The sequence below is a fragment of the Hypericibacter sp. genome, from assembly GCF_050729195.1.
Taxonomy (GTDB): Bacteria; Pseudomonadota; Alphaproteobacteria; order Dongiales; family Dongiaceae; genus Hypericibacter.
This window is the reverse complement of record NZ_JBOHKS010000261.1, coordinates 1-21,272: the sequence shown is the minus strand read 5'-3', so window position 1 is coordinate 21,272 and position 21,272 is coordinate 1. Positions and strand designations below refer to the sequence as shown.

Below are 21,272 nucleotides of genomic sequence, written 5' to 3'. Positions count from 1 at the left end.
GCCTTCAGGAGGGGGAGAGGGTAGGGTGAGGGGGAGTGATTCCGCGACGGTGTCGGATCAGGGTGAAGCGCGCGCACCCATTCGACGGCGCGCCTGCTTCGAGACCCCCCTCACCCTACCCTCTCCCCCCGCTACACGGGCGGAGAGGAAAGAATTTCTCTGAAGCATCGCGCCCCTCAGTGCAGTTGCATCTTCATCGCGGAGGCGCCGAGGATGGGGCCGACTTCGCCTTGCTGGACGATGACGGCGCAGGCCTCGTAATCCTCGTCCTGGTCGTCGATCACGATCGGATAGCGGATCTTGTGGCCGTCCCATTTGCCGATCGGGCGCCATTCGCGGACGATGTTGAATTCGGTGAGGGTGGAGCCGGCATTCTCGCCGCGCTGCACCGGCGTCTCATGCTTGCCGTCATAGAGCGCGATATAGACCGTGGCCTCGCCGCCCTCGGGCTTGGCGCCGTCGCCGATCTCGACCCAGTCCTTGCCGGCCTCGTCGCGCCAGAAGGCGATCGGCAGCTTGGCGCGGGCGCGCGCCTCGGTGATCAGGCCCTCGACCTTGCCGCGATCGGAGCCCACGGATTCGGCGACGCCGTCGATGATCATCTGCGGCGTATAGACCATGCGCTGGCGCATCTCATGGACGTAGGCGCGCTGGCGCTGCGTGGCACTCGGGCTCGCGAACTGGTCCTTCCAGCCGATATAGTCCCAATAGTCGACATGCAGCGCCAGCGCGAGGATATCGCGGCGCTTGGCAAGATCGCCCAGATAGGAATCGGCGGGGGGACAGGAGCTGCAGCCTTGCGAGGTGTAAAGCTCGACCACGACCGGATTGTCGGTCGTCAGAGGCTGGATCTTGTCCGCGGTGCCTGCGGCCGAGGCCGTCACCAGTAGCATCGCCAGCACCGTGCCGAGGATCGGCCTGCTGAGAATCATCGTCCGGGCCCCTCCATCTCCCTCTTAGTAGGAGCCAATGCTGGTCACCTGCCAATCAACTTGCGGTGAATGCCAGGCCCCATCGGGTGATTTAATCCCGCATTAACCAACACGCTGCAGCAGATGCAGCTCGCAGACATAAGGGAATTCCACCATTCCGGACGCCAGGATCTCCGGATGCTCGGCCATGAGCCGGTCGACCTCGCCGCGCACCGCCGCCTGTTCGGCGGGTGGCATGGCGGCGATGAAGCTGGTGGAGAGGACGCGGTCATAGATCCCGCTGCGGCCCATGCGATAGCTGAAATCGTGACGGCTCACGCGCACCAGGCGGAAGCGCGCATCCTCGAGAATCCGCCGCCAGGCACCCGAGGCATAGCGCCGGGTGCTGCCGGCATGACGGTCGAACAGCTCGGTGAGAGCCGCCACCCAGGGCACACGCTCGTCGCGCAGGTTCCAGATCAGCGCCAGATGCCCGCCCGGCGCCAGGACCCGATGGATTTCGGCCGAGGCCGGTTCGTAATCGAACCAGTGGAAGGATTGGGCGCAAGTGACGAGATCGGCCGAGCCGTCCGGCAAGGGGATCGCCTCGGCCGATCCGGCGCGCAGCTCGACCGGCAGCCCGCGCTCTGCCAGACGGTCGGCCATCTCGCGCACCGGCTCCACCGCGAACAGGCGGGGCGTATGGGAATTCTTCGATTCCGCGATCCGTGCCGCCAGGACCTTGGTGAACTTGCCGGTTCCCGCACCCAGATCCAGCACGACCCGGGCTTGCGCCAAGGGCAGGTCGTCGAGCAGGGCATCGGGGTATTCCGGGCGGCCCGCTTCATACTCCGGAACCCGTTTGGCAAAGCCTTTCGCGGCCGTGGCGATCATGACATTGAATTCCTTGCGAACCCTTCGCTTTCGCGTGACAAGCCCGGCCCAGCCCGGCTAGATCAGGCGCCCATGACCTATCACATCAACAAGCTTCTCGCAGCCGTCGCAGCACCGCCCATTGCCGAGGCCCATGGCTGGATCAAAGGCCGGCAGTTTCCCGCCGACAAGCCGCTGATCGATGTGGCGCAGGCCGTGCCGGGCTATCCGCCACCGACCGAGCTGACCGATCATCTGGCGCGCGTCGTCGGCGAGCCGAGTTCGGCGCGCTATACCGACATCGAGGGCACGCCGCCGCTCCGTCAGGCGCTGGCAGCCGATATGGGCGCCTTCTATGGCGCCTCGATTCAGGCCGCCGACACGCTGATCGCCGCCGGCTGCAACCAGGCCTTCTGCCTCGCGGTCATGGCGCTGGCCGGCCCCGGCGACGAGATCATTCTGCCGCTGCCCTATTACTTCAATCACCAGATGTGGCTCGACATGCAGGGCCTGCGCGCCGTGCATCTGCCGTTCCGGCCCGAGCGCGGCGGCGTGCCGGATCCGGCCGATGCGGAGAAACTGATCGGACCCAAGACCCGCGCGATCGTGCTGGTGACGCCCAACAACCCGACCGGCGCCATCTATCCGCCGGCCGCCATCAAGGCCTTCTACGATCTGGCGAAGCGGCGCGGGCTGGCCCTCATCCTCGATGAGACCTATCGCGATTTCCTGCCCAAGGATGGCGCGCCGCACGGGCTGTTCGCGGAGCCGGACTGGCGCGACACGCTGGTGCAGCTCTACAGCTTCTCCAAGGTCTATTGCCTGACCGGCTACCGCGTCGGCTCGATCATCGCCGGTCCCGTCTTGATCGCCGAGATCGCCAAGGCGATGGACACGGTCGCGATCTGCGCCCCGCGCATCGGCCAGCTGGCGGCGCTCTATGGCCTCGAGCATCTGAAGCCATGGCGCGTGGGCAACACCGTCATGATGCGCGAGCGGCTCCAGGCCCTGGTGAAGGCGCTGCAGGCGAACGATATCGGCGCCAATAGTTTCAGATGGGAGCTGATCAGCGCCGGCGCCTACTTCGCCTATCTCCGTCACCCCTTCAAAGGGCGCAAGGCCGAGGAGGTGGCGCGTGAGCTCGCCGCCCAGCAGAACATCCTGGCCCTGCCGGGCAGCATGTTCGGGCCCGGGCAGGAAGAGTTCCTGCGCTTCGCCTTCGCCAATGTGACGGCCGACACCATGCCGGCGATCGGCCGGCGCCTCGCCCAGAGCGCATCATGAAACGGTTGACCATCCGCGTCGGCGGGCTGCATACGATCGATGCCGATCTGCCCGCCTTCAAGCCGACCCATGTCATCGGCATTCTCGATCCGACCATGCCGGAGCCGGGCGGCTATTCGCATCTGGGGCCCGAGACCGACCGGATCCTGCTGCGTTACATCGATCGCGAGGTGGAGCGCGAGCATTCGCCGCTTCCCGAGCATGTCGAGACCAAGCTCGCCGCCATCGAGCGCGCGATCGCGGCGCTCGACCGGGCCCCGGTGCGCCTCTTCGTCCATTGCCATGCCGGCGCCAGCCGCAGCACCGCCACCGCCTATCTGGCGCTGGTCCGCCAATATGGACCGGCCGAGGCGGAGGCCGCCTTCGCGGAATTGCTGCGCATCACCAACAAGCCCTGGCCCAACCGGCGCGTGATCGAGTTCGGCGACGCGCTCATGGGCGGACAGGGACGGCTGCTCAAGCCGCTCGACCTCTATCGCGAGGCCAATGCCAACCGCCTCCCCGCCATGCTGCGCGTCCACCGCATCCGCGCGCTGCGCGACCCCGGCTATGCCGAGCGCATGGGCATGAAGAAGAGCTGGACCGTGGCGGAGCGGACGAAGCGGTGATATCGCGGTGACGTTCTTGTCCCCTCTCCCTTCAGGGAGAGGGCCAGGGACAGGGAAGACGCGTTGTCCGCCATCGAGCGGCCCCCTCCCTAACCCTCCCCCGCGACGCGGGAGAGGGGACAACATCTCGCCGCCTCAACCGTCACCATGACAATTCCCCGCGGAACTCCTCCGCATGCGGTGACGACAGCGGCGGGCGGTTCGTCATAATCTCCGCCCTTCACCGATTGCGGATGGGCCTGAGCCTTGCCGACTTCTCTTCTCTATGTCGTGACCGTGGCGATCTGGGGCACCTCCTGGTTCGCGATGCGTTTCCAGCTCGGGCAGGTGCCGGAGCTGCAGTCGATCGCCTATCGCTTCCTGCTGGCCTCCGCGATCCTGATCCTCTGGTGCTTCCTCACCCGGCGGCGTCTTCGCTTCGGCTGGCGCGACCATCTGTTCTGCGCGATCCAGGGCACCACGCTTTTCTGGTTCAACTATTTCCTGTTCTACCTCGCGGCGTCACGGATCCCGAGCGGCCTGATGGCCGTCTGTTTCTCGACCATCGTGGTGATGAACATCGCCGGCGGCGCCATCTTCTTCGGCACCCGCGCCGAGCGCCGCGTCTGGATCGGCGCGCTGCTGGGGATGGTGGGGCTGGGGCTCGTCTTCCTGCCGGAGATCGTCGGCATCGAGTTCTCGCGCGCCCATCTCGAGGGGTTGATCCTGTCGCTGGTCGCGACCTTCTCGGCCTCGCTCGGCAACATGGTCTCGGTCCGCCACAAGCGCGCCGCCATGCCCGTGGTCGAGAGCAATGCGCTGGGCATGGGCTATGGCGCGCTCCTGGGGCTCGTGGCCGCCGCCCTCTTCAGCAGCCCCTATCGCTTCGACTGGCAGCCCTCCTTCCTGTTCTCCATGGCCTATCTCGCCTTCTTCGCCTCGGTCATCGGCTTCGGCAGCTACCTGACTCTGGTCCAGCGCATCGGCGCCGACCGGGCGGCTTATGCCAGCGTGCTGTTCCCGCTCCTGGCGCTGTTGCTCTCGACCCTGTTCGAAGGCTATCGCTGGACGCTGTTGGCGGGGCTCGGCATCCTCCTGGTCCTCGCCGGCAACCTGCTGGTGCTGCTGCGCCCGAAGCCGGCGCCGGCGCCCGTGGCGGTTGCACCGCCAACCGAAACTTAAGACCCTGGCCCGCAGACTGATCCACGTCCCACAAACCCCGAGAATGAAGATGTCGCCCGACGCTTCCACCCAAGCCATGCTCCGCCCCGAGATCGACGCGCTGCCCGATTCCCAGATCGTCGAGGTCTGGAAGATGGGCTTCGAGATTCCCGACGTGATCGGGCTCTGGGTCGGCGAGGGCGACATCCCGACGCCGCAATTCATCTGCGACGCGGCCGCCGCCGCCTTCAAGGCCGGCCATACCTTCTATACCTACAAGCGCGGGATCCCGGCGCTGCGCGACGCGCTCGCGCGCTATCACACGCGCATCAACCGCAAGCCGGTCGATTCCGATCGCATCACCGTCACCAGCGCCGGCATGAACGCGATGATGCTGGTCGCCGAGATGCTGGTGAGCCGCGGCGACAACATCGTCGTCGTCTCGCCGATCTGGCCGAATTTCGAGCGCTCGATCGAGATCATGGGCGGCACCGCCCGCGAGATCGCACTGGAGCCGGGCAATGCCGGCTGGCGCCTCGATCTCGACAAGCTCTTCGCCGCGGTCGATTCCCGGACCCGCGCCATCTATGTCGCGACCCCGGGCAACCCGACCGGCTGGCTGATGGAGCATGACCAGATGAAGGCCGTGCTCGATTTCTGCAGGCAGCGCGGTCTCTTCGTGATCTCGGACGAGGTCTATCATCGCTTCACCTATGACCGGCCGATCGCGCCCTCCTTCCTCGACATCGCGAGCCCGGACGATCCGCTCATCGTCGTGAACAGCTTCTCCAAGAGCTGGGCCATGACCGGCTGGCGCGTCGGCTGGACCGTGACGCCCTCGCGCATCGGCAGCGCGCTCGACCGGCTGGTCGAGTACAACACCTCGGGCGGCGTGCAGGCGCTGCAGGAAGCCTGCGTGGTGGCGCTGGAGCAGGGCGAGGATTTCGTGAAGGACCTGGTCGAGCGCTGCCATCAGGCCCATGACCTGGTGGTGAAGCGCCTCAATGCGATGAAGGGCGTCCATGTCGTGCCGGCGCCCGCGGCCTTCTATGTGATGCTGCAGGTCGAAGGCATGGGCCCGTCGCTGCCCTTCGCCAAGCGCCTGGTGCGCGAAGCCCGCGTGGGCTTGGCGCCCGGCAGCGCCTTCGGCGCCGGCGGCGAAGGCCATCTGCGGCTCTGCTATGCGTCGAGCCATGAGCGGCTGATGAAGGCGATGGATCGGCTGGAAGAGTTCTTCGGGAAGAAATAAGAGCTGCTGTTCTGTCCCCTCTCCCTTCAGGGAGAGGGAAATCGAGATCTCGCCCTCCCCCTCCCTAACCCTCCCCCGCGAAGCGGGGGGATCTACCAACTAGTAACGCTCACCCCGCCTTCGCGAGATTCCGCAGCACGTAATGCAAAATCCCGCCGTTGCGGAAATACTCCACCTCGTCGAGGGTGAAGATTCCGCAGGTGACGGTGATCGGCTCGCTCTTTCCGTTCGCGCGCTTGATCGTGACCGGGACATCCATGCGCGGCTTGATCCCGCCTGCCAGGCCCGAGATGTCGAAGGTCTCGGTGCCGTCGAGGTTCAGCGTCTTGCGCGTCATGCCGTCCTTGAACAAGAGCGGCATCACGCCCATGCCGACCAGGTTGGAGCGGTGGATGCGCTCGAAGCTCTCGGTGATCACCGCCTTGACGCCCAGGAGGATCGTGCCCTTGGCCGCCCAGTCGCGCGAGGAGCCGGTGCCATATTCCTTGCCGGCCACGACGACCAGCGGCGTGCCCGCCGCCTTGTACTTCATCGCGGCGTCATAGATCGGCATGGTCTCGCCGGTCGGGATGTATTTCGTCACGCCGCCTTCGACGCCCGGGACCATCTCGTTCTTGATGCGGATATTGGCGAAGGTGCCGCGCATCATCACCTCGTGATTGCCGCGGCGCGTGCCGTACTGGTTGAAGTCGGCGACCGCCACGCCATTGTCCATCAGATATTTCCCGGCCGGGCTGTCCTTCTTGATCGAGCCCGCGGGCGAGATGTGGTCGGTGGTGATGGAATCGCCCAGGAGCGCCAGAACCTTCGCGCCCTTGATGTCGGAGAAGCCCTTGACCGTGCTGGTCATGCCCTCGAAATAGGGCGGGTTCTGCACATAGGTCGAGCTGTTGTCCCAGCCATAGGTCAGGCTCGGCTTCACCTTGATGCCGCGCCAGAACTTGTCGCCATGGAACACGTCGGCATAGCGCGTCTTGAAGGCCGTGGGCGTCACGTTCTTCTTGACGAACTTCGCGATCTCCTCGTTGGTCGGCCAGAGATCCTTCAGATAGACCTTCTTGCCGCCCTTGCCGGTGCCGATCGGATCCTTGGTGATGTCGATCTTCATCGAGCCGGCGAGGGCGTAGATGACGACGAGCATCGGCGAGGCCAGATAGTTGGCGCGGGTCTGCGGGTTGACGCGGCCCTCGAAATTGCGGTTGCCCGACAGCACCGAGGCCACCACCAGGTCACCGTCCGTGACGGCTTTCGACACCGCCTCGGGCAGCGGGCCCGAATTGCCGATGCAGGTGGTGCAGCCATAGCCGACGAGATTGAAGCCGATCTTGTTGAGCGACTCCTGCAGGCCGGCCTTCTTCAGATAATCGGTCACGACCTGCGAGCCCGGCGCCAGCGAGGTCTTGACCCAGGGCTTCACCTTCAAGCCATGCTTGACCGCGTTGCGCGCGATCAGACCCGCGCCCAGCATCACCGACGGGTTCGAGGTGTTGGTGCAGGAGGTGATGGCGGTGATCACCACATCGCCATGGCCGACATCGTACTTGCCGCCATCGATGCCGACACGCTTGCCGTCATCCTTGCGGCCGAATTCCTTCTCCATCGTGCCGGTGAAGAGCGACGCCGCCTGGGTCAGCGGCACGCGATCCTGCGGGCGCTTCGGACCGGCGAGCGAGGATTCGACGGTGGAGAGATCGAGCTCGAGCGTGTCGGAAAAGACCGGATCGGGGGTCTTGGCCGAGCGCCACAGCCCCTGCTTCTTCGCATAGGCTTCGACCAGCGGCGCCACCTTCGCGCGGCCCGTGGCCTTGAGGAAACGGATGGTCTCGTCATCGACCGGGAAGAAGCCGCAAGTGGCGCCATATTCCGGCGCCATGTTGGCGATGGTGGCGCGATCGGCCAGCGACATGCTGTCGAGGCCCGTGCCATAAAACTCGACGAACTTGTTGACCACGCCCTTCTTGCGCAGCATCTGCGTGACGGTCAGCACCAGGTCGGTCGCGGTCGCCCCTTCCTTGAGCTTCCCCGTCAGCCGGAAGCCGATCACCTCGGGCAGCACCATCGAGAGCGGCTGGCCCAGCATGCAGGCCTCGGCCTCGATGCCGCCCACGCCCCAGCCGAGCACGGCCAGGCCGTTCACCATCGTGGTGTGGCTGTCGGTGCCGACCAGCGTGTCGGGGAAGGCGACCGTGGCCTTGCCGTCCTTGCGGGTCCAGACCACCTGCGCCAGATATTCGAGATTGACCTGGTGGCAGATGCCGGTGCCGGGCGGCACCACCTGGAAATTGTCGAAGCCGCGCTGGCCCCAGCGCAGGAACTGATAGCGCTCCCCATTGCGCTGATATTCATGCTTCACATTGGCGGCGAAGGCCGAGCTGTTGCCGAAATTATCGACGATCACCGAATGGTCGATCACGAGATCGACCGGGACCAGCGGATTGATCTTCTTCGGATCGCCACCCAGCTTCACCATCGCGTCGCGCATCGCGGCGAGATCGACCACCGCCGGCACGCCGGTGAAGTCCTGCATCAGGACGCGCGCGGGCCGGAACGCGATCTCGCGGTCGGAGCGCTTGTCCTTGAGCCATTTGGCGACCGCGGCCACATCGTCCTTCGTGACCGTGCGACCGTCCTCGTAACGCAGCAGGTTCTCGAGCAGCACCTTGAGCGAGAAAGGCAGGCGCTTCAGGTCGCCCAGCTTCTTCTCGGCCGCCGCGATGCTGAAATAATCATAGCGGCGCTTGCCGACGGTGAGGGTGCGGCGGGTTTTGTAGCTGTCGAGGCTCGAGGTCACGGATTTCTCTCCCTTGGAGCGTGCGGGACAGTGATGGGGCCGATCGGAAGGGGACACCGCTCCCGCGACTCGCTGCCGCACGCCATCATGAATCGGCGCAGGCCTTTTATCACGGCCGATGGTCCCCTATCGAGACCAGGACGAGATGAAGATCCAATTACAGCCGGGAGATAGTGCAAATCGCGCATCGCGGTCGCCGGGGACTTACCGGATCTTCATGCTGTGACCAGACGGGGGCATCGGAAGCGATTGGACATAAATCACAATTTCGCCATTTTCGCGGCCCAATCGCGCCATGATGGGTGCCTACCTCTGAATGCGTCAGAGACCTTCCCTCTCTGACAAAGGCGCTTCCAGCCCGCCTCAGCACTGGCCCCCAAATGGCTGGAATTTGGATGTCCCATCCAGCTTCCCCCTGATGGACATCCCTCAAGCGCCGCGCTTCCGTCCCATCCCCGGAAGCGCGGCGCGGTTGTTTTGGGGCCTCGCTTGCCGATCCCGGGCCGCTTCAGGGCAGCCTCGCAAGCCGGACGAGCCGCAAGGTAGAGTGCGCGGGCCTCACTCTCCGCCGCTCAAGGGTCTGCCTGTTGTCCTTGCCCTCCTCTCTCCCCTCGTCTCCCGAGCCCACCGCGTCGGCCCCGCCGATTCCGAGGCTCGAGGTCGCCGGCCTCGCCTGCCAGCGGGGCGACCGGCTGCTGTTCGAGGCGATGGGCTTCGCCCTGATGCCGGGAGACCTCCTGCTCCTGACAGGCCCCAATGGCAGCGGGAAATCGAGCCTGCTCCGGCTCCTCGCTGGCCTCAACGCGCCGGCTGCGGGGCGGATTCTTTGGCAGGGCCGCGCCATCGCCGAGGACATGCCCGCCCATCGCCGGCGGCTGCGTTTCCTGACCCATCTCGACGGGGTCAAGCCGGCGCTGACGGTGCTGGAGAATCTCGCCTTCTGGTCGGCGCTGATGGGCGGGACCGCGGCGGCCGCACGATCGGCGCTCACCGCCTTCGAGCTGGAGCGGATCGCCGATCTGCCGGCGCGGTTTCTCTCGGCCGGCCAGCGCCGGCGCCTCGCCTTGTCGCGTCTCGTCCTGATGCCGGCGGCCTTGTGGCTGCTCGACGAGCCCTCGACCAGCCTCGATAGCGAGGGCTCCGAGCGCCTGCTGGCGGCCATCGCCACCCATCGCACGCAAGATGGCATCGTCATCCTCGCCACCCATGACCGCCTGGCGCTGACTCCCACCCGGGAACTCCGGCTCGCCTATAACGGAGCCCGGCGATGAGCGCGGAGCAGGCCCTGGACGCGGCGCTGCCCACCGCCCCTCCCAGCGCTGCACACGCTTTCCGGGCGATCCTCACGCGCGACCTGCGGCTCATCCTGCGCCACGGCTCGGAAGCGGCGACGGCACTCGCTTTCTTCCTGTTGGCGACGCTGCTCTTTCCTTTTGGCCTGGGACCCGAGCCTGAGCTCCTGGCGCGCATCGCCGCCGGCATCCTCTGGGTCGTGGCGCTCCTGGCCTCGCTGATCGCGCTCGATCGGTTGTTCGCCGAGGATTACCAGGATGGCAGCCTCGAGCAGCTGGCGCTGGCCCCCTTGCCGATGCCGCTGGTGGTGCTGGCGAAGCTCGCCGCCCATTGGCTCGCGACCGGTCTGCCGCTGGTGATCCTGGCGCCGATCCTCGCCCTCATGCTGCAGATGAATCCGGAAGGATTGCCGGCCCTGATCGGATCGCTGCTGCTGGGCACACCCTGCCTCAGCCTCATCGGCGCCGTCGGCGCGGCCTTGGTGCTGGGCGCGCGACGCGGGGCGCTGTTGCTGCCGCTGCTGATCCTGCCGCTCTATATCCCGGTGCTGATCTTCGGCACCGCCGCAGTCGACGCCGCCTTGTCGGGCCTGCCCGCCGCCCCCCATCTCCAATTGCTCGGCGCGATCTTGCTGATCTCGCTCGGCGTCGGCCCTTTCGCGGCGGCGGCCGCGGCGAAGCAATCGTTGAGCTGAGGCGGTTTCGTCCGTGTCCCAGAAGTCGTCAACGCCGACGCCTCTCGTTCGTCATCCTGGCCCCCGTGTCGCGCCGTAGGCGCGCACGAGGACAGGCTACGGCCGGCATGACTAAAAATGCCCCCTCTCCTCACGCAATCGTTGATCCATTGCGGCCCTTTGCCGCTTGGCAAGCCTGACCCCCGACGCCATGCTCGGAGCCCTGATGTCGCTGCACCGCTTCGCCAATCCCGCGCGTTTTCAGCGCCTGTCGCGCCGGCTGATGCCCTGGCTCGTCGGCGCTTGCCTTCTGCTCTTTCCGGTCGGGCTGCTGCTGGCCTTCCTGGCGCCGGCCGACTATCAGCAGGGGCTCTCGGTGCGCATCATGTATATCCACGTGCCCTCGGCCTGGATGGCGCTGCAGGTCTATGCGCTGATCGCGATCGCGAGCGCCGTCGCGCTGATCTGGCGTCATCCGCTGGCCGATCTGTTCGCGAAGTCCGCCTCGCCGATCGGCGCCGCCTTCACGGCGATGGCGCTGGCGACGGGATCGCTCTGGGGCAAGCCGATGTGGGGCGCCTGGTGGGTGTGGGATGCGCGCCTCACCTCGATGCTGATCCTGTTCTTCCTCTATCTCGGCCATATGCTGCTCTTCACCGCCTTCGACGACCGGGTGCGCGGACAGCGCGCGGCGGCGGTGCTGGCGCTGGTGGGCGCCATCAATCTGCCGATCATCAAGTTCTCGGTGAACTGGTGGAACACGCTGCATCAGCCGGCCTCGATCTTCCGCTGGGGCGGCCCCACGGTCGATTCCTCCATGCTCTGGCCGCTCGGCGTGATGGCCATCGCCTTCAACGCCTATTTCGGCGTGACGCTGCTCCTGGGCATGCGGGCCGAGCTGCTCGAGGCAAGGCTGCGGGCGCTGCAATATGGCCGCGCGGCCTGAGGCCAGCCTGCACCATCGGCCATATTTCCATTATTTTTCAGTATCTTAGAATCATCGAGCGGACTTCGGCGCGGCAGGGCGTCGCTGGCGGGGCCGGCGCTCCCGGTGCTATAAGCCCCCGCGGTCACCGGCATGGGCGAGCATGAGCGACGGGTTGGGCAGCTTCTTCGACATGGGCGGTTACGGCGCGTTCGTCTGGCCCGCCTATGCGCTGGTCGCTGCCTTGCTGGTCTGGCTCCTGGTCAATCGCATCGGCCGGCTGAAGCGGCGCGAGAGCGAACTCGCCCGGCTCGAGCAGGCCCGTGAGAGCGAGCGGCCACCAGCGAAGTCCGCGCCGATTTCTTCCGCGAAAGAGCGGGCATGACCCGCAAGCGTCAGCGCCTGGTCGTGCTGTTGCTGGCGCTGCTGCTGGGTGGCGGCGCCACGGCGCTGGTGCTCAACGCCTTCAGCGACAATCTCGTCTTCTTCTACAGCCCGACGGATCTGAAGACCAAACAGGTCCCGGTCGGCCGCTCCTTGCGGATCGGCGGACTGGTCGAGGAAGGCAGCGTCAAGCGCGACGGCGATGGCGTCACGATCCATTTCATCGTGACCGATCTCAAGAACACGGTGCCCGTAACCTATAGCGGCGTGCTGCCGGACCTGTTCCGCGAAGGCCAGGGTGTCGTCGCCGAGGGGACGCTGGCCGCCGATGGCGGCTTCACCGCGCGCTCGGTGCTGGCCAAGCATGACGAGAAATACATGCCGCGCGAGGTCGCCGAGGCCTTGAAGAAGTCCGGCGAATGGCGCGGCGACGAGGCGACGACCGGAGCTACGCCATGATCGTCGAGCTGGGCCATTACGCGCTGATCCTCGCCTTCCTGGTGGCGATCCTGCAATCGACGATCCCGCTGGTGGGCGCGCAACGGAATAATGCGCGCTGGATGGCGATGGCGAAGCCCGGCGCGCTCACGCTCTTCGCGCTGGTCGGGTTCGCCTTCGCGAGCCTTATGCGCGCGCACATCCTCTCCGACTTCTCGGTCCGCAATGTGGTCGAGAATTCGCATTCGCTCAAACCGATGCTCTACAAGATCACCGGCCTCTGGGGGAATCACGAGGGCTCGCTGCTGCTCTGGGTGCTGATCCTCGTGATCTATGGCGCCTCGGTGGCGCTGTTCGGCAACCGGCTGCCGACGCGGCTGAAGGCACGGGCGCTCGCCGTACAGGCGATGATCGCGCTCGGCTTCCTCGCCTTCATGCTCTTCACCTCCGATCCCTTCGCGCGCGTCTTCCCGCCGCCGCTCGACGGCAATGATCTCAATCCGCTGCTGCAGGATCCGGGCTTGGCCTTCCATCCGCCGATGCTCTATCTGGGCTATGTCGGCTTCTCGATGGCCTTCTCCTTCGCCGTCGCCGCCCTCATCGAAGGCAAGGTCGACGCCGCCTGGGCGCGATGGGTCAGGCCCTGGACGCTCGCCGCCTGGATCGCGCTCACCGCCGGCATCGGACTCGGCAGCTGGTGGGCCTATTACGAGCTGGGCTGGGGCGGTTGGTGGTATTGGGACCCGGTCGAGAACGCTTCCTTCATGCCTTGGCTCCTCGGCACGGCGCTGCTGCATTCGGCGATCGTGGTCGAGAAGCGCGACGCGCTCAAAGCCTGGTGCATCCTGCTCTCGATCCTCACCTTCGCGCTCAGCCTGATCGGCACCTTCCTGGTGCGCTCGGGCGTACTGACCTCGGTCCATGCCTTCGCGGTCGACCCCGCGCGCGGCATCTTCATCCTGGCGCTGCTGGTGCTCTATGTCGGCGGCGCGCTCGTCCTCTTCGCCTGGCGCGCGCCCATGCTCAAGGGCGGCGGCCTGTTCCAGCCGGTCAGCCGCGAGGGCGCGCTGCTCCTGAACAATCTGCTCCTGGCGACGGCCTGCGCCACGGTCTTCATCGGCACGCTCTATCCGCTCTTCCTCGACGTGACCGGCGGCGGCGCGGTCTCGGTCGGCCCGCCCTATTACAACGCCACCTTCGTGCCGGTGATCCTGCCGATGCTGCTGCTGATGGGGGTGGGCCCGCTCCTCGCCTGGAAGCGCGGCGACCTCAGCGGTGCGTTGACCCGGCTCTGGGTCGCCGGCCTCGCGGCGCTCGCGATCGCGGCGCTCACCTGGTGGCTCCATCGCGGCGGCCCGATCCTGGCGCTGGTCGGCATGGCGGCCGGCGGCTGGCTCGCCGTCTCCGTCTTCGTCGAGCTCGCCACCCGCATCGGCCTCGGCCGCAGCAGTGTTGGTCTCTCGTTGCGCCGTCTCGTTCAATTGCCGCGCGGCGCCATCGGCATGACGGTCGCGCATCTGGGCCTCGCCATCGCCATCTTCGGGATCACCGGGGCAGCCGCCTGGAAGGAAGAGCATGTCGCCAATCTCGCGGTCGGGCAGAGCCTCGATCTCGGCGCCTATGAGTTCCGCCTCGACGACGCGCAGCGCATCGATGGGGTGAATTACTGGGCCTATCGCGGCCAGTTCACCGTCAGCAAGAACGGCGCGGCCGTCGCGGTGCTGCATCCGGAGCGCCGGCTCTATTGGGTCCAGCGCATGCCGACGACCGAGGCCGCGATCCACAGCAACGGCCTCGCCGATCTCTATGCCGTGCTGGGCGATCCCGACGGCAAGGGCGGCTGGACCGTGCGCATCTATCGCGAGCCGCTGGTGCCGCTGATCTGGGGTGGCGTGCTGGTGATGGTGCTGGGCGGGCTGGTGTCGCTCTCCGACCGGCGCTATCGCGTTGGCGCGCCGGCGCAACGCCGCGCCGCTGTCGCCGCGGCGCGCGCGTGATGAAGACGGATTTCTAGCGCCCCATGACCCTCCCCTCGCGCCGGATCCTGTTTCTGCTGCCGATCCTGCTGTTCGCGGGCGTCGCGGCCTATTTCCTGCTGCGGCTGGGCGAGGATCGCGACCCGAGCCAGATCCCCTCGGCCCTGATCGATCGTCCGGTGCCGGAATTCTCGCTGCCCGGCATGACCGCGACGGATGGCGGCCTCACCCATGCCGACGTGATGCGCGCCGGCAACGAGGGCAAGGTCACGATCGTGAATTTCTTCGCCAGCTGGTGCCTGCCCTGCCGAGCGGAGCATCCGCTGCTGAGCGAGCTCGCTCAGCATCCGAAGGTCGCGCTCTACGGCATCCTCTATAAGGACGAGCCCGCGGCGGCGGCCGACTGGCTGAAAGAACTCGGCAATCCCTATGCCGCCATCGGCAACGACGCGAAGGGCCGCACCGGGATCGATTTCGGCATCTCGGGCGTGCCGGAGAGCTTCATCATCGATCGCGCCGGCCATATCCGCTATCGGCAATGGGGCCCGCTGGATCAGCCGACGATCGACAAGACGATCATGCCGCTCCTCGACGAGCTGACGAAATGAGGCGGCGGATTTTCTGGCTCGGCTGTCTCGCCGCCCTCCTGCTGTCGGCGATGATCGACCTGGCGCAGGCGGTCGAGCCCGGCGAGATGCTCGCCGACCCGGCGCTCGAAGCGCGCGCGCGCGCCATCAGCCGCGACATCCGCTGCCTCGTCTGCCAGAACCAGTCGATCGACGATTCGCAAGCCGATCTCGCCCACGACCTGCGCGTGCTGATCCGCGAGCGGCTGACCGCCGGCGACAGCGACGACCAGGTGCGCGCCTTCCTGGTCACGCGCTATGGCGATTTCGTCCTGTTGGAGCCGCCGCTCAAGCCCAAGACCTATCTGCTCTGGTTCGGACCCGCCGCGATCTTCCTCCTGGCGCTGCTGGCGATCGCCGTCTATTTCCGCCGGCGTCGATCCGAGGCGGCGCCTGCGGCCTTGAGTCCCGAGGAGCAGGCGCATTTGCGGGCACTCCTGGCGCGCGATCCTGACGATGCCGCGCCGCCGGGCGGGAGCACGCCGTGAGCCTGCTCTGGATCGCCATCGCGCTGCTCACGGCCGTTGCCTTGCTGGCACTGCTCTGGCCGTTGCTGCGCGCGACCGAGCCGGTCGCGCCGGTCGGCGGCGACGACGCGGTCTACCGCGACCAGCTGAACGAGCTCAAACGCGATCTCGACCGCCAGCTGATCGATCCCGTCGCGGCGGCCTCGGCCCGGCTCGAGATCGAACGGCGGTTGCTCGCGACCGACGTGGCCGCGGTCCCCTTGCGCCGGCAATCGGCCCCGACGCGCCGCCGGCTGGTGCTGGTGCTGGCCGTGGTCCTCGCGGCGGGCGCTCCCGTCCTTTATCTCGAGCTGGGCGCGCCCGGCCTGCCCGATCAGCCGATGCGGCAGGCCTCGCTGGCGCCACGGTCGGTCGATACGCCCGTGCCGCCGCCCTCGCCCGAGCTGCAGCCGCTGGCCGATGCGGCGAAGCTGCTGGCGGCCAAGCTCGATGCCAATCCTTCCGACGCCGCCGGCTGGGCCCAGCTGGGCGATCTCTATCTGACCCTGCAGCGTTTCGAGGAGGCGGCCACGGCGCTGGAGCAGGCGATCCAGCAGAACGCCGATCCCAAGCTTACCCAGGCCCGCTATGGCGAGGCGCTGGCGCAGATGGCCGACGGCCAGGTGACGCCGGACGCGGCCGCCGCCTTGCGCAAGGGCCTGGCCGCCGACCCGGCCGATCCCCGCGCGCGGTTCTATCTGGCGCTGGCTGCCGCCGAGGCCGGCCGGATCGACGAGGCGATCGCCGCCTGGAACCAGTTGCTGGCCGAAGCCCCGCCTGATGCCGGTTGGCGCCAGATGGTCGAGCAGACCATCGCCGCCGCCGAGCGCGCCAAGGCCGGCATGGCCATGGCGACCGCCCCCGGCGCCGCGGCGGCGCCGTCCGACAGCAGCAGCACCGGTCCCTCCGCCGATGGTCCTTCCGCCGACGATATGGCGGCCATGGCCAACCTCACGCCCGAGCAGCGCGACACCAAGATCCGCGCCATGGTCGATGGCCTGGCGCAACGGCTGCAGAGCGATCCCAACGATCTCGAAGGCTGGCTCAAGCTGTCGCGCTCCTATGGCGTGCTGGGCGAAAGCGACAAGGCGGTGGAGGCCCTGGGCCATGCCGCTTCCCTCGCCCCCGAGCGCACCGACATCCAGCTCGATTATGCCGGGGCTTTGCTGCAGGGAACGCCCGAGACGGCCCCCCTGCCGCCGGCCTTCGACGAGACGCTGGCGCGGGTGCGCGCCAAGGAGCCGGGCAATCTGGCGCTGCTCTATTTCGACGGGCTGGGGGCCGCGCGGGGTGGCCGCCCGGCCGACGCCCGCAAGCTCTGGACCCAGCTCCTGGCGGCCCTGCCGGCCGATGCGCCCCTGCGCTCCCATCTCCAGGACGAGATCAACGCCCTGCCGGCGGATTAGCCCGCCCACCGGGCCCACCCTTGCCCGACCCCGGCACGACCGACTAGCCTTGCCCTCAATTGCGCAGTCCTGGAGCCTTCCCCATGCAGACCACCCAGACCATCGCCACCAAGGGCCAGCCGGTTCTGACCCTGCCGGGCAGCTGGTACTCCGATCCCGAGATCTTCGCCGCCGAGCGCACGCGCATCTTCGGCAAGACCTGGCAGCTCGCGGGGCCGCTCTCCTCGCTGCAGAAGCCCGGCGACTATATGGCGATCGAGATCCTGGGCTGGCGCGTCTTCGTGATCCGGAATCGGGAGGGCGCACTCAAGGGCTTCCACAATGTCTGCCGCCACCGCGCCGGGCCGCTGCTCGACGAGGGCCGCGGCCATTGCGACATCCTGCGCTGCCGCTATCACCTCTGGGTCTATGACACCGACGGCAATCTCCGGCGCACGCCGGACTTCGGCGAGGCCGACTGGTTCGACAAGAAGGATTACAGCCTGTTTCCGGTGAAGGTCGCGACCTGGCGCGGCCTGGTCTTCGTCAATCTCGACATGGATGCCGGCCCGCTCGAGGCGGCGCTGGGCGACCTGATCGACGAATGCGCGCCCTACCCGATGGAAAGCTTCACCTTCGTGCGCGAGGAGGTGTTCGACATCAACTGCAACTGGAAGACCTATACCGACAATTTCGTCGAGGGCTATCACATCCCGGGCATCCATGCCGGCCTCAAGGAGATGGTCGACATGGAAAGGTTCCGCACCACCGGCCACAACCAGATCGTGGTGATGGAAGCGCCCCAGAAGGAGACTTCGATCTATGGCGGGGTCTGGACCTGGGCCTTCCCCAACATGACGCTCTCGGTCTATCCCCACGGCATGAACACCTCGCGGATCATGCCGCTCGATCCGAAGCACGCGCGCCTGTTCTACAATTTCTACTTCAAGGATGTGGCGCCCGAGGGCGCGGAGGCGCGCGGGCGCACCATCGAAGTCAATTGCGGAATCGTGCGCGAGGATTTCGGCATCTGCGAGACGGCGCAGGGCAATATCGATGCCGGCCGCTATACCCGGGGGCCCCTGAGCCCCCGGCATGAAGACGGCGTCCGCTATTTCCACGAGCTGGTGCGCGGCGCCCTGGCGGGCTGACGAGGGTTTTCGCAAGGGGCGTGTTCCCAGGGACATCGCCCTTTGGCGCCAACGCCATGGAATCGCGGCCTTCCGGCCTTTTGTCGAAGGATTCCAGCGACTCCACGGGTCCACTGAATTGAGTCCTCCCCCCGAAGGCGCCCGGAAACCCACGGTTTCTCCTTGGCAAAGGTCGATGGGCGCGACTACCTTGCCTTCCAGATAGGGAGTGCATACGACGAAAGCAGAGGCAATCAATGGGTGATTCAACACCCGCCCTTGTCGTCGAAGACCTGCATAAGCGGTTCGGCGATGTCGAAGTCCTGAAGGGCGTGTCGTTGTCCGCCAAGGACGGCGACGTCATCGCGATGATCGGCAGCAGCGGTTCGGGCAAGAGCACGTTCCTGCGCTGCATCAACCTGCTCGAAACGCCGGACTCGGGCCGCGTCTCCGTCGGCGGCGAGCTCATCCGCATGCGGCCCACCAAGCAGGGCCACGCGGTGCCGGAGGATTCCAAGCAGGTCGACCGGATCCGCTCGCGGCTCGGCATGGTGTTCCAGAGCTTCAATCTCTGGTCGCATATGACGGTGATCGAGAATGTGATGGAAGCGCCGGTCCATGTGTTGAAGGTTCCCAAGGCCGAGGCCCGGGAGCGCGCGGTGGCGCTGCTCAACAAGGTCGGCATCGGCGACAAGGGCGATTACTACCCGGCGCATCTCTCGGGCGGCCAGCAGCAGCGCGCGGCGATCGCCCGCGCGCTGGCGATGGAGCCGCAGGTGATGCTGTTCGACGAGCCGACCTCGGCGCTCGATCCCGAGCTGGTCGGCGAGGTGCTGAAGGTGATGCGCCAGTTGGCCGACGAGGGCCGCACCATGATCGTCGTGACCCACGAGATGGGTTTCGCCCGCGAGGTCGCGACCGACGTGCTGTTCCTGCATCAGGGCCGCGTCGAGGAGCAGGGCCCGCCCTCGAAGCTCTTCAAGAATCCCGACTCCGAGCGCTGCCGCCAGTTCCTGGCGAGCCGGCTGCATTAGGGTCGTAACGGACTTCAAGCGGGGGAGCGGTGCTCCCCGATAACAAAGGGAGACTTGCACGTGAAGAGAATGTTGACGCTGACGCTCGCGGCTGCCGCGCTGGCTTTCGCCACCGCGTCGGCCTCGGCCGATTCGATGAAGATCACGATCGCGACCGAAGGCGCTTACGCGCCCTTCAATTTCGTCGCCGACGACGGTTCGCTCCAGGGCTTCGACGTCGATATCGCCAAGGCGCTATGCGAGAAGATCAAGGCCGAATGCACCATCATCAAGCAGGACTGGGACGGCATGATCCCGGGCCTCCTGGCCAAGAAGTACGACGCCATCATCGCCTCGATGTCGATCACCGCGGAGCGCAAGCAGAAGATCGATTTCACCGGCAAGTACTACAACACGCCGGCCGTGATCGTGGCGCGCAAGGACTCGGCCATCAAGATCGGGGCCGACGGCCATATCGATCCGGCCAGCATGAAGGGCCTGAAGATCGGCGCACAGCGCGCCACCATTCATGAGAACTTCGCGCGCGCGAACTTCCCCGGCGCCGAGGTCGTGGTCTATGACACGGCCGACAACGCCAATCTCGATCTCATGAGCGGGCGTCTCGACGCGCGCATCGACGACATCCTGGCACTCGAGGCCGGCGTCCTGAAGCAGGATGGCGGCGCCGACTATCAGATCTTCGGCAAGGGCTGGACCGGCGGGGTCCTCGGCGACGGCGCCGGCGTCGGCGTGCGCAAGGAGGACACCAAGCTCCGCGACGCACTGAACCAGGCGATCCTCGATATCCGCGCCGACGGCACCTACAAGAAGATCAACGACAAATATTTTAACTTCGACGTCTATGGCGACTAAGGCCGTCTAAGCTCGACAACCGACGAAGCGCCGCCGGAGGCCCACCGCTTCCGGCGGCGCTGTCTTTCTCGGACCCGCTGACCTCCCTGGGGAAACCGCTGTCACCCGATGTTCGACTATAAGGGCTACGGACATTTCCTGATCGAAGGCGCGCAGATGACGATCATCGTCGCTGTGCTGGCGATGGCCATCACCGTCGCCATGGGCCTGATCGGCGCGCTCGGCAAGCTGTCGCGCTTCCGCTGGGCCCGCATCCTGGCGGATCTCTACACCACCATCATCCGCGGCATCCCCGAGCTCGTTCTGCTCCTGCTCATCTATTACGGCGGCACGGTGCTGCTGCAGCATCTGGGCTCGCTGTTCGGCCGCGAACGACCGATCGACATCAATGCCTTCGTTGCCGGCGTGCTGGTGATCGGATTCATCTATGGCGCCTATGCCACCGAGACCTTCCGCGGCGCCTTCCAGGCGGTGCCGAAGGGCCAGATCGAGGCCGCCATGGCTTGCGGCATGAACCGCCGGCAGATCTTCTGGCGCATCCGCCTGCCCCAGGTCTGGCGCTTCGCCATTCCGGGCCTCGGCAATGTCTGGCTGGTGCTGCTGAAGGCGACCTCGCTCATGTCGGTCATCGGCGTCGAGGAGCTGACGCGCAAGGCCGACCTCGCCAAGGCGCCGACACGCGAGCCCTTCACCTTCTTCATCAGTGCCGCTTTCATCTATCTCGTCTTCACCGCGATCTCGGACTTCGGACGGCATTGGGCGGAAAAGCGCGCCAATGTCGGCGTCCGGCGCGCCTGAGCCCGGGGGACGAGCGCGCATGGACGCACCGACCCCCGATCTCTGGCAGCGCATCAATGCGGTGTTCGATTTCGATCTGATCTGGCGGAGCCTGCCGGCCCTCTTCGACGGGCTCTTGCTGACGATCGAGCTGGTGGCGATCTCGCTCATCATCGGGCTCGCGATCGCGGTGCCGCTCGCCATCATGCGGGCCTCGGGCAAGCCCTGGCTCTCGGCGCCGATCTACGCCTACACCTATTTCTTCCGCGGCACGCCGCTCCTGGTGCAGATCTTCCTGATCTATTACGGCCTGGGCCAGTTCCACTGGATCAAGACCACCTTCCTCTGGAGCTTCTTCCGCGAGGGCTATTGGTGCTGCCTCCTGGCCTTCGTGCTCAACACCGCGGCCTATGTGAC

General features: G+C 66.5%; 21 protein-coding genes. 18 read left to right on the top strand and 3 right to left on the bottom strand.

Features of this window, described 5'->3' with window-relative positions; translation table 11 throughout:
- Nucleotides 1-176: 176 nt before the first annotated feature.
- Nucleotides 177-932 (bottom strand): DUF1223 domain-containing protein, encoded by a 756-nt coding sequence (locus tag ACREE8_RS20880; protein WP_431574942.1) that lies wholly within the window; start codon nt 930-932, stop codon nt 177-179.
- 102 nt (nt 933-1,034) lie between these two features.
- Nucleotides 1,035-1,805, bottom strand: a complete 771-nt coding sequence (locus ACREE8_RS20875; protein WP_431574941.1) for a class I SAM-dependent methyltransferase — start codon at nt 1,803-1,805, stop codon at nt 1,035-1,037.
- Nucleotides 1,806-1,877: 72 nt separating this feature from the next.
- On the opposite strand from ACREE8_RS20875, the gene ACREE8_RS20870 reads away from it, so the two are divergent.
- The 4 genes from ACREE8_RS20870 to ACREE8_RS20855 all read left to right on the top strand — a co-directional run bounded on the left by ACREE8_RS20870 (nt 1,878) and on the right by ACREE8_RS20855 (nt 6,065).
- Nucleotides 1,878-3,068, top strand: coding sequence for an aminotransferase (locus tag ACREE8_RS20870; RefSeq protein WP_431574940.1), 1,191 nt, complete (start codon nt 1,878-1,880; stop codon nt 3,066-3,068).
- Nucleotides 3,065-3,676 carry a hypothetical protein gene (locus ACREE8_RS20865; protein WP_431574939.1) on the top strand — a complete coding sequence of 204 codons (612 nt, stop codon included), beginning with the start codon at nt 3,065-3,067 and terminating at the stop codon, nt 3,674-3,676. The genes ACREE8_RS20870 and ACREE8_RS20865 overlap by 4 nt, the downstream gene beginning before the upstream one ends.
- 246 nt (nt 3,677-3,922) lie before the next feature.
- Nucleotides 3,923-4,837, top strand: a complete 915-nt coding sequence (locus tag ACREE8_RS20860) for a DMT family transporter (RefSeq protein ID WP_431574938.1) — start codon at nt 3,923-3,925, stop codon at nt 4,835-4,837.
- A 49-nt stretch (nt 4,838-4,886) separates the two neighbouring features.
- On the top strand, nt 4,887-6,065 hold the full coding sequence (locus ACREE8_RS20855) for a pyridoxal phosphate-dependent aminotransferase (protein WP_431574937.1): 1,179 nt from the start codon (nt 4,887-4,889) through the stop codon (nt 6,063-6,065).
- A gap of 109 nt (nt 6,066-6,174) precedes the next feature.
- On the opposite strand, the gene acnA is transcribed toward ACREE8_RS20855, so the two are convergent.
- Nucleotides 6,175-8,856, bottom strand: a complete 2,682-nt coding sequence (gene acnA / locus ACREE8_RS20850) for an aconitate hydratase AcnA (protein ID WP_431574936.1) — start codon at nt 8,854-8,856, stop codon at nt 6,175-6,177.
- A gap of 593 nt (nt 8,857-9,449) precedes the next feature.
- Here acnA and ccmA point away from each other — a divergent pair.
- From ccmA to ACREE8_RS20780, 14 genes are all read left to right on the top strand, one after another.
- Nucleotides 9,450-10,127 (top strand): heme ABC exporter ATP-binding protein CcmA, encoded by a 678-nt coding sequence (gene ccmA, locus ACREE8_RS20845; RefSeq protein ID WP_431574935.1) that lies wholly within the window; start codon nt 9,450-9,452, stop codon nt 10,125-10,127.
- Nucleotides 10,124-10,843, top strand: a complete 720-nt coding sequence (ccmB, locus tag ACREE8_RS20840) for a heme exporter protein CcmB (protein WP_431574934.1) — start codon at nt 10,124-10,126, stop codon at nt 10,841-10,843. The genes ccmA and ccmB overlap by 4 nt, the downstream gene beginning before the upstream one ends.
- Before the next feature lie 211 nt (nt 10,844-11,054).
- Nucleotides 11,055-11,768: a heme ABC transporter permease gene (locus ACREE8_RS20835; RefSeq protein WP_431574945.1), complete on the top strand. Its 714-nt coding sequence runs from the start codon at nt 11,055-11,057 to the stop codon at nt 11,766-11,768.
- Nucleotides 11,769-11,910: 142 nt separating this feature from the next.
- Nucleotides 11,911-12,132, top strand: a complete 222-nt coding sequence (ccmD, locus tag ACREE8_RS20830; RefSeq protein ID WP_431574933.1) for a heme exporter protein CcmD — start codon at nt 11,911-11,913, stop codon at nt 12,130-12,132.
- Nucleotides 12,129-12,590: a cytochrome c maturation protein CcmE gene (gene ccmE, locus ACREE8_RS20825; protein ID WP_431574932.1), complete on the top strand. Its 462-nt coding sequence runs from the start codon at nt 12,129-12,131 to the stop codon at nt 12,588-12,590. Before ccmD ends, ccmE begins: the two co-directional genes overlap by 4 nt.
- Nucleotides 12,587-14,566, top strand: coding sequence for a heme lyase CcmF/NrfE family subunit (locus ACREE8_RS20820; RefSeq protein WP_431574944.1), 1,980 nt, complete (start codon nt 12,587-12,589; stop codon nt 14,564-14,566). Before ccmE ends, ACREE8_RS20820 begins: the two co-directional genes overlap by 4 nt.
- Nucleotides 14,567-14,589: 23 nt before the next feature.
- Nucleotides 14,590-15,153 (top strand): DsbE family thiol:disulfide interchange protein, encoded by a 564-nt coding sequence (locus ACREE8_RS20815; protein ID WP_431574931.1) that lies wholly within the window; start codon nt 14,590-14,592, stop codon nt 15,151-15,153.
- Entirely contained in the window at nt 15,150-15,659 is a 510-nt protein-coding gene (locus tag ACREE8_RS20810; RefSeq protein WP_431574930.1) for a cytochrome c-type biogenesis protein, read from the top strand. The genes ACREE8_RS20815 and ACREE8_RS20810 overlap by 4 nt, the downstream gene beginning before the upstream one ends.
- Nucleotides 15,656-17,083 carry a c-type cytochrome biogenesis protein CcmI gene (gene ccmI / locus ACREE8_RS20805; RefSeq protein ID WP_431574929.1) on the top strand — a complete coding sequence of 476 codons (1,428 nt, stop codon included), beginning with the start codon at nt 15,656-15,658 and terminating at the stop codon, nt 17,081-17,083. Before ACREE8_RS20810 ends, ccmI begins: the two co-directional genes overlap by 4 nt.
- 83 nt (nt 17,084-17,166) lie before the next feature.
- A complete protein-coding gene (locus ACREE8_RS20800) occupies nt 17,167-18,213 on the top strand; it encodes an aromatic ring-hydroxylating oxygenase subunit alpha (protein WP_431574928.1) in 1,047 nt (348 codons plus the stop codon).
- Between the two features lie 236 nt (nt 18,214-18,449).
- A complete protein-coding gene (locus ACREE8_RS20795; RefSeq protein ID WP_431574927.1) occupies nt 18,450-19,226 on the top strand; it encodes an ABC transporter ATP-binding protein in 777 nt (258 codons plus the stop codon).
- A 69-nt stretch (nt 19,227-19,295) separates the two neighbouring features.
- Complete coding sequence (locus tag ACREE8_RS20790) at nt 19,296-20,078, top strand: transporter substrate-binding domain-containing protein (RefSeq protein ID WP_431574943.1); 783 nt, start codon at nt 19,296-19,298, stop codon at nt 20,076-20,078.
- Between the two features lie 108 nt (nt 20,079-20,186).
- Nucleotides 20,187-20,876 carry an ABC transporter permease gene (locus tag ACREE8_RS20785; RefSeq protein WP_431574926.1) on the top strand — a complete coding sequence of 230 codons (690 nt, stop codon included), beginning with the start codon at nt 20,187-20,189 and terminating at the stop codon, nt 20,874-20,876.
- 19 nt (nt 20,877-20,895) lie between these two features.
- The coding region (locus ACREE8_RS20780; protein ID WP_431574925.1) for an ABC transporter permease subunit at nt 20,896-21,272 on the top strand (377 nt) is incomplete at its 3' end.

Excerpts from the sequence above, each read along its gene's own strand:
- ACREE8_RS20880 (WP_431574942.1), bottom strand. The coding sequence starts at position 932 with ATGATTCTCAGCAGGCCGATCCTCGGCACGGTGCTGGCGATGCTACTG.
- ACREE8_RS20875 (WP_431574941.1), bottom strand. The coding sequence starts at position 1,805 with ATGATCGCCACGGCCGCGAAAGGCTTTGCCAAACGGGTTCCGGAGTAT.
- ACREE8_RS20870 (WP_431574940.1), top strand. The coding sequence starts at position 1,878 with ATGACCTATCACATCAACAAGCTTCTCGCAGCCGTCGCAGCACCGCCC.
- ACREE8_RS20865 (WP_431574939.1), top strand. The coding sequence starts at position 3,065 with ATGAAACGGTTGACCATCCGCGTCGGCGGGCTGCATACGATCGATGCC.
- ACREE8_RS20855 (WP_431574937.1), top strand. The coding sequence starts at position 4,887 with ATGTCGCCCGACGCTTCCACCCAAGCCATGCTCCGCCCCGAGATCGAC.
- ccmB (WP_431574934.1), top strand. The coding sequence starts at position 10,124 with ATGAGCGCGGAGCAGGCCCTGGACGCGGCGCTGCCCACCGCCCCTCCC.
- ccmD (WP_431574933.1), top strand. The coding sequence starts at position 11,911 with ATGAGCGACGGGTTGGGCAGCTTCTTCGACATGGGCGGTTACGGCGCG.
- ccmE (WP_431574932.1), top strand. The coding sequence starts at position 12,129 with ATGACCCGCAAGCGTCAGCGCCTGGTCGTGCTGTTGCTGGCGCTGCTG.
- ACREE8_RS20820 (WP_431574944.1), top strand. The coding sequence starts at position 12,587 with ATGATCGTCGAGCTGGGCCATTACGCGCTGATCCTCGCCTTCCTGGTG.
- ACREE8_RS20815 (WP_431574931.1), top strand. The coding sequence starts at position 14,590 with ATGACCCTCCCCTCGCGCCGGATCCTGTTTCTGCTGCCGATCCTGCTG.
- ACREE8_RS20810 (WP_431574930.1), top strand. The coding sequence starts at position 15,150 with ATGAGGCGGCGGATTTTCTGGCTCGGCTGTCTCGCCGCCCTCCTGCTG.
- ACREE8_RS20800 (WP_431574928.1), top strand. The coding sequence starts at position 17,167 with ATGCAGACCACCCAGACCATCGCCACCAAGGGCCAGCCGGTTCTGACC.
- ACREE8_RS20795 (WP_431574927.1), top strand. The coding sequence starts at position 18,450 with ATGGGTGATTCAACACCCGCCCTTGTCGTCGAAGACCTGCATAAGCGG.
- ACREE8_RS20790 (WP_431574943.1), top strand. The coding sequence starts at position 19,296 with ATGTTGACGCTGACGCTCGCGGCTGCCGCGCTGGCTTTCGCCACCGCG.
- ACREE8_RS20785 (WP_431574926.1), top strand. The coding sequence starts at position 20,187 with ATGTTCGACTATAAGGGCTACGGACATTTCCTGATCGAAGGCGCGCAG.